This window comes from Streptomyces sp. NPDC020192 (assembly GCF_044388685.1).
GTDB lineage: Bacteria > Actinomycetota > Actinomycetes > Streptomycetales > Streptomycetaceae > Streptomyces.
Map to the genome: position 1 here is coordinate 1 of NZ_JBIRXG010000083.1, position 6,725 is coordinate 6,725.

The 6,725-nt window shown below is 73.5% G+C and carries 3 protein-coding genes; all 3 read right to left on the bottom strand.

Annotated elements, in window-relative coordinates; all coding sequences use genetic code 11:
• A partial coding sequence (locus tag ACH47Z_RS46690) for a type I polyketide synthase (RefSeq protein ID WP_399086588.1) occupies positions 1-3,594 on the bottom strand: 3,594 nt, incomplete at its 3' end.
• A gap of 515 nt (positions 3,595-4,109) precedes the next feature.
• Positions 4,110-5,018 (bottom strand): alpha/beta hydrolase, encoded by a 909-nt coding sequence (locus tag ACH47Z_RS46695; RefSeq protein WP_399086591.1) that lies wholly within the window; start codon positions 5,016-5,018, stop codon positions 4,110-4,112.
• A gap of 522 nt (positions 5,019-5,540) precedes the next feature.
• Positions 5,541-6,503, bottom strand: coding sequence for an NAD(P)H-quinone oxidoreductase (locus ACH47Z_RS46700; RefSeq protein ID WP_399086594.1), 963 nt, complete (start codon positions 6,501-6,503; stop codon positions 5,541-5,543).
• Positions 6,504-6,725 lie beyond the last annotated feature (222 nt).

Consider the following 6,725-nt stretch of genomic DNA (forward strand, 5'->3'; position numbering starts at 1 on the left):
CGAACACGCCGTGTCCACCGTCACCGCCGGACCGACCAGACCCAGCGCGTACGACACCCGGCCGGACAGCACGCTCTGCGCACCACCCGTGAGCAACTGCGCCTCCGCGTCCGAGTCCACCAGCGCCGCCGACACGACCTCGGAGTAACCGGACTCGTAGCTGCCGACGAAAACACCCGTCGCGGAACCCGCCAGCGACAACGGGTCGATACCGGCATGCTCCAGCGCCTCCCACGAGCCCTCCAGCAACAACCGCTGCTGCGGGTCCGTCGCCAGCGCCTCACGCGGCGACATCGCGAAGAAGCCCGCGTCGAAGTCCATGGCGCCCTCGACGAAACCACCCGCCAGCCGGCCGGTGGTGTCGGGGCCGTACAGGTGCTCCAGGTCCCAGTCGCGGTCGGTCGGGAAGCCGGAGATCGCGTCGCGCTCCCCGATGACGAGGTCCCACAGTTGCTCGGGGCCGGCGACGCCGCCCGGGAAGCGGCACGCCATGCCGACGATGACCAGCGGGTCGTCGTCGGCCGGAGCGGCCAGGGGGACGATCGTGTCGTCGTCCGCCTCGGTGCCGCCGAGCCGGCCGGCGAGGAAGGCCGCGAGGCGGGCGGGGGTGGGGTAGTCGAACACCATGCTGCTCGGGATGGGCAGGCCGGTGACGGTCTGGAGCCGGTTGCGCAGGTCGACCGCGGTCATCGAGTCGAAGCCGGCCGCCCGGAAGGGCACGGTGGGGTCGACGTCGTCACCGTTGCGGTGGCCGAGCAGCGCGGCGGCGTGGTCGCGGACCACCGAGAGCAGGTAGCTGTCGCGCTCCTTGGCGGACAGCGGGGCCAGCGCGCGCGGGAACGCGTCGTCCTCGTCCGCGGACGCCGGCACCGCGACCGGCTCGGCCTCCAGCAGCCGGGCGGGGCCCTGGCCGAGGCCGAGGACGGAGTACCGGTCGCGCTGGAAGGCGTACGTGGGCAGCTTGACCCGGCGCGGCCGCCGGCCCTCGAAGAGCGACGTCCATGCCACCCGAACGCCCTGCACATGGGCCTGCGCGACCGAGGTCAGGAACCGGTCGAGCCCGCCCTCGTCACGGCGCAGGCTGCCGGTGACGACGGCCTCCCGGCCGTCCACGCCGTCCGCGCCGTCGAGGCTGTCCAGCGTGTCCTGGACCGGGACGGTGAGCACCGGGTGCGGGCTGACCTCGACGAAGACCGATATCCCGGCGGCGGCGAGCGCGCGGGTGGCGGTCTCGAACCGCACCGTCTGCCGGAGGTTGCGGTACCAGTACCCCGCGTCGAGGTCCGTGGTGTCCACGGGAGCGCCCGTCACCGACGAGTACATCGGCACGGTGCCCGGCCGCGGCCGGAGCGGCTCCAGGTCGGCGAGGAGCCGGCTCTCGATCTCCTCCACGGCCGCGGAGTGCGACGCGTAGTCCACGGAGACGGGGCGCACCCGGATCCCGGAGTCCGCGTACCGCGCGGTGAGTTCCTCGATGGCCGCGGACTCGCCGGACACCACCACCGAGCCCGGTCCGTTGACCGCCGCGATGGACAGACGGCCGTCCCAGGGGGCGATCAGGTCCGCCGCCTCCGGGCCGGGCAGCGACACGACGGCCATGCCGCCGCGGCCGGTGAGCGCCTCGGCGATGGCCAGGCTGCGCAGGGCCACCACGCGGGCTCCGTCGGCCAGCGACAGCCCGCCCGCGACGCAGGCCGCGGCGATCTCGCCCTGCGAGTGCCCCACGACGGCGGCGGGTTCGACGCCCATCCACCGCCACAGCCGGGCGAGGGAGACCATGACGGCCCACAGCGCCGGCTGCACGACGTCGACGCGTTCGAGGGCTTCCTGGTCGTCGAGGATGTCGGTCAGCGACCAGTCGACGAACGGGCGCAGGGCCTCGGCGCACTCCTCCATCGCCGCGCGGAAGACCGGCGAGGAGGCCATCAGCCCGGTGGCCATGCCCGTCCACTGCGCGCCCTGACCGGGGAAGACGAATGCCACCCGGCGGTCCGTTCGCGCGTGGCCCTGGACGAGTCCGGCGGCCGGCTCACCCGAGGCCAGGCCGGCGAGTCCGGCCGTCAGGCCGTCCCGCCCGCTGCCGACCACGACGGCCCGGTGGGCGAAGACGGAGCGCGAGCCGATCAGCGACCAAGCGACGTCGGCGGGGTCCGGTGAGGGGTCGGCGGTCACCCGCTCCAGCAGCCGCTCCGCCTGGCCGCGCAGGGCCGCGGCGGACTTGGCCGACAGGACGAGCGCGAGGTCGCCGGGTTCCGGGGCGGGGCCGGGGGTGGGGGTGGGCCCGGCCGCGGTCCGCACCGGCGAGCTGAGCACGACGTGGCAGTTGGTCCCGCCCATGCCGAAGGAGGACACGCCGGCGTGCAGCGTGCCCGCGGGCTCCGGCCACGGGCCCGGCTCGGCGGCGACGCGGAGGTTCCACTCGTCGGCGCGGATGTCGGGGTTGAGCCGGCTGAAGTTCAGGCTCGCCGGGATCTCCCGGTGCTTGAGCATGAGGGCGACCTTCAGCAGACCTGTGATGCCCGCCGCGCCCTCCAGGTGGCCGACGTTGGTCTTCACGGAGCCGACGAGCAGGGGGCGCCGCCGGTCCGGAACGGCGCCGAGGGAGTGGCCGAGCGCCTCGGCCTCCACCGGGTCGCCGACCTTGGTGCCGGTGCCGTGCAGCTCGACGTACTGCACGTCGCCGGGGGCGACGCCGGCCCGGGTGTACGCCCGGGTGAGCACCTCGCGCTGGCCCGTCACGGTCGGGACGAGGAGACTGTCCCCGGCGCCGTCGTTGTTGACGGCGCTGCCGCGGATGACGCAGTAGATGTCGTCGCCGTCGGCGAGCGCGTCCGCGAGCGGCTTGAGGACGACGAAGCCGCCGCCCTCGCCACGGACGTAGCCGTTGGCCCGCTCGTCGAAGGTGAAGCACTGCCCGTCGGGGGACAGCGCGCCGAGCCTGGCCTCCAGCAGCGCCGACTGCTCGGTCAGGTTGAGGTTGACGCCGCCGGCCAGCGCGAGCCGGGCCTCACCGGTGCGCAGGCTCTCGCAGGCCATGTGGACGGCGACGAGGGACGAGGACTGCCCGGTGTCGACCGTCATGCTCGGCCCGCGCAGGCCCGCGAAGTACGAGATGCGGTTGGCGATGACGGCCCGGTGCGTGCCCGCCATGGTGTGGTGGTTGAGTGCCTCGGGGCTGCGCAGGGAGGTCAGGTGGGCGTGGTCGCTCGCCATCGCCCCGACGTAGACCCCCACCGGCAGGCCGCGCAGCGTCTCCGGGACGATGCCGGCGTCCTCGAGCGCCTCCCAGCTGAGTTCGAGCACCAGGCGCTGCTGGGGGTCCATCTCGGCGCTCTCACGCGGTGACACGCCGAAGAAGGCGGCGTCGAAGGCGTCCGGCGCCTCGATGAAGCCGCCGCGGCCGACCAGCGCCCGCAGGGCGTCGTCGTGGCCGTCGTTGCCTGCCCGGTCGGGCCAGCGGTCCGCGGGCACCTCGCCGATGGCGTTCGTGCCGGTGCGCAGCAGCCGCCAGAAGTCGCCGGGGTTCGGTGCCTGCGGAAGGCGGCACGCCATTCCGACGACGGCGACATCAGAGCCGGAGAACTCGTGGTCCATTGATTCGGCGTGGCCTTCGGCTGTCACTTCTCGCCCCTACCTAGGTCGTACCTGATCCCGGCTCCCGGCCCTGATCCCGGCTTCTGGTGCTCCGGCCGAAACGCTATTGCGACCGACAAGGACTTCGCCCCCCTAATGGCCCCAGCAGATCTTCGTTTTGACCCCTAATGCCGGTAGGGGTAACCGTCGATGACGGAACGGGCCCGCCGCCCGTCCGGCGTGGTGCGCCGGGGGGCCGCCTCCTGTTGACGGGCGTTCAGCCTGGTCAACGCCTCCGCCGGGTCGGCCGGTAGCCCGTCGGGCCGATTGGGGTTCCCCGTAACGGGGTGTGATCTGAGCCGTAGAAAGGCGCGGCGGGAATACGCGCTCCGACGCCTCGGTTGGCGCCTGCATCACACCCGTGAATCGCGGCACAATTCGCGTCTCCGGCAGGCTCATCTTCCGGTGGGAAAACGGCCGGGACGCCCGCGGGGGAAACGGGCGTCCCGGAGATGAGGGGGGTTATGCCGAGGGGGTCACGTCCAGGCGTCCCGGAGAAAGTCGGTCACCTGCCGCAGCGCCTCGCCGGCGGCCGGGACCATCCCGCGCATGGAGAAGAAGGCGTGGATCATGCCGTCGTAGCGCCGATGCTCGACCTGGACGCCGAGCGCCCGCAGGCGGGCCGCGTACGCCTCGCCCTCGTCCCGCAGCGGGTCGAACTCGCCGGTGACGATCAGCGTCGGCGGGGCGGCCGCGAGTATCTCGTCGGCGGCGTACAGGGGCGACGCCCACGGGTGGCGCGGGTCCTGGTGGCCGAGGTAGTTCTCGCTGAACCAGCGCAGGGTGTCCTCGGTCAGCAGGTAGCCCTGGCCGTTCTCGCGGACCGAGGGGTGCTTCCTGGTCTGGTCCGTCGCCGGGTAGAGGAGAGCCTGCGCGCGGAACCTGCCGGGGAGTTCGTTGACGAGGACGGCGCTGAGGTTGCCGCCCGCGGAGTCACCGGCCACCGCCAGCCGGCCGGTGTCGCCCCCGTACGACTCCCCCGTGCGCATCGCCCACTTGGCCACGGTGAGGGCGTCCTCGACCGCGGCGGGGAAGCAGCTGTCCGGGGCGAGCCGGTATCCGACGCTGACCACCAGGCAGTCGGCGTGCACACTGAGATCCCGGGCGACCCCGTCATAGCCCTCGAGGCTGCCGAGCACCCATCCGCCGCCGTGGAGGAAGAGCAGGATCGGGTGCGGCCCGGGGCTGTCCGGCCAGTACAGCCGGACCGGGACGCCGTCGGCCGTGGTGTGCTCGGTGCGGCCGACCGCGGCCGGTTCGCCGCCGAACCCGGCGAGTTGGTCGTACGTCGCCCGCGCGAGGGGCATCGGCAGCTCGTGCAGCTGCTTGTCGGCGGCGGCGTCAAGGATGTCGAGGACGGCCTTGACCGCGGGGTCGAGTGGCATCGAGAACTCCGTTCCGGCATCGTCTTCGCCGACGATGCGGGCGAGCGCCGGGCAGCTGGCGCCGGCAGAAGGGGCGTGGGGGGAACGTACGGTGTCGTCGGCGGACCGACGCGCCGTACCCGCCGTTCTCGCCGTACCGTCCGTCGCGGCGGCGGGGCCGGGAGCGGGGCGGTGCGCCGATGCGGCGTCGTTCTCGGCTGTCGCTTCCCTCCCCTCCCCGTACGTAACCACCGGGTGCCACTCTTGAAGTGGGTGCGTGTGCGTGGCGGCGGCCCCGAGGGCCCGGCCATGCGTCCCGTCCGGCCGTGACCACGGCCGGACGTTAGTGCGGTGGCGGAGTGTGCCGTCCCCCTAGTGGACCCCCAGAGCGCGTCGGCGCGCCCCTACCCGGCCTCGACGCCGGCACGGCCGGTCGCGGCCGGCGCGGAGCCCGGCCCCGGGGCGCGCTCATGGCAGGGCCGGGGCCGGGACACACATAGGGCGACGGCCGTTACGGCAGACGACGGTTACGGCGGCCGGTGGTCACGGCAGCAGGAGGATCTTGCCGAAGTGGTCGCTGGCCTCCATCAGGCGGTGTGCCTCGGCGGCCTCGGCCAGCGGCAGGGTGGTGTGGACGACCGGCTTGACGGTGCCGGCCTCCACCAGCGGCCACACCTCCCGCTCGACACCCGCGACGATGCGCGACTTGTCGGCCCGCGGGCGGGCGCGCAGCGACGTCGCCGAGACCGAGCCGCGCCGGTTCAGCAGCAGGGCCAGGTCCAGCTCGGCCTTGCGGCCTCCTTGGAGGCCGATCACGGTGATCCTGCCGTTCGGGGCGAGGACCTCGACGTTGCTCGCCAGGTACTTCGCGCCGATGATGTCGAGGATGACATCGGCACCGGTGCCGTCCGTGAACTCCTTCGTGGCCGACACGAAGTCCTCGGTGGTGTAGTCGATCGTCAGGTCCGCGCCGAGGGCCCGCAGCCGGTCGTGCTTGCCGGCGCGGGCCGTCACCACCACCGACGCGCCGAGTGCCTTGCCCAGCTGGACGGCGAACGTGCCGATGCCGCTGCCGCCGCCGTGGACCAGCAGCGTCTCGCCCTCGCGCAGACCGTCGCGGTCGACCACGTTCGACCAGACCGTGCAGGCGACCTCGGGGAGGGCGGCCGCGTCCTGGAGGGACACACCGGCGGGCACCGGCAACGTGTGCGCGGCGGGCACCGCGACCCGCTCGGCGTAGCCGCCGCCGGCGAGCAGGCAGGTGACCTCGTCGCCCACCTGCAGGCCCTTCACTCCGATCCCGAGGGCACTGACCACACCCGAGACCTCGAGCCCGGGGTAGGGCGCGGCGCCCGGCGGCGGCGGGTACAGGCCCTGCCGCTGGGAGACGTCGGCCCGGTTGACCCCGGCCGCGGTCACGTCGACGACCACCTCGCCCGGTCCGGGTCTGGGGTCCGCCACCTCGCGCAGGACCAGCTGCTTGTCCTCGATCACGATCGCTTGCATGGGTGTCAGGGGCCGCGGCGCCCCGGCGGGGCCGCTTCCCGTCCCTCCTTCGAGTCCGTGTGTGCGGTTCCGCTCATGGCCGACCGCTGGTTCTGGCGGCGGCCCCCAGTGCGCGGGGGGGGGGCGGGGCGGGGCCCGGGGGGGGGGGCGGGGGGGAGTAGATATATAGGTAGAGCGGGGGGTTGGGGAATAGTGTTTTAGGTAGTGTTTTTATAGGTGGGG

Coding starts and splice junctions, on each gene's coding strand:
- ACH47Z_RS46695 (WP_399086591.1), bottom strand. CDS start 5,018: ATGCCACTCGACCCCGCGGTCAAGGCCGTCCTCGACATCCTTGACGCC.
- ACH47Z_RS46700 (WP_399086594.1), bottom strand. CDS start 6,503: ATGCAAGCGATCGTGATCGAGGACAAGCAGCTGGTCCTGCGCGAGGTG.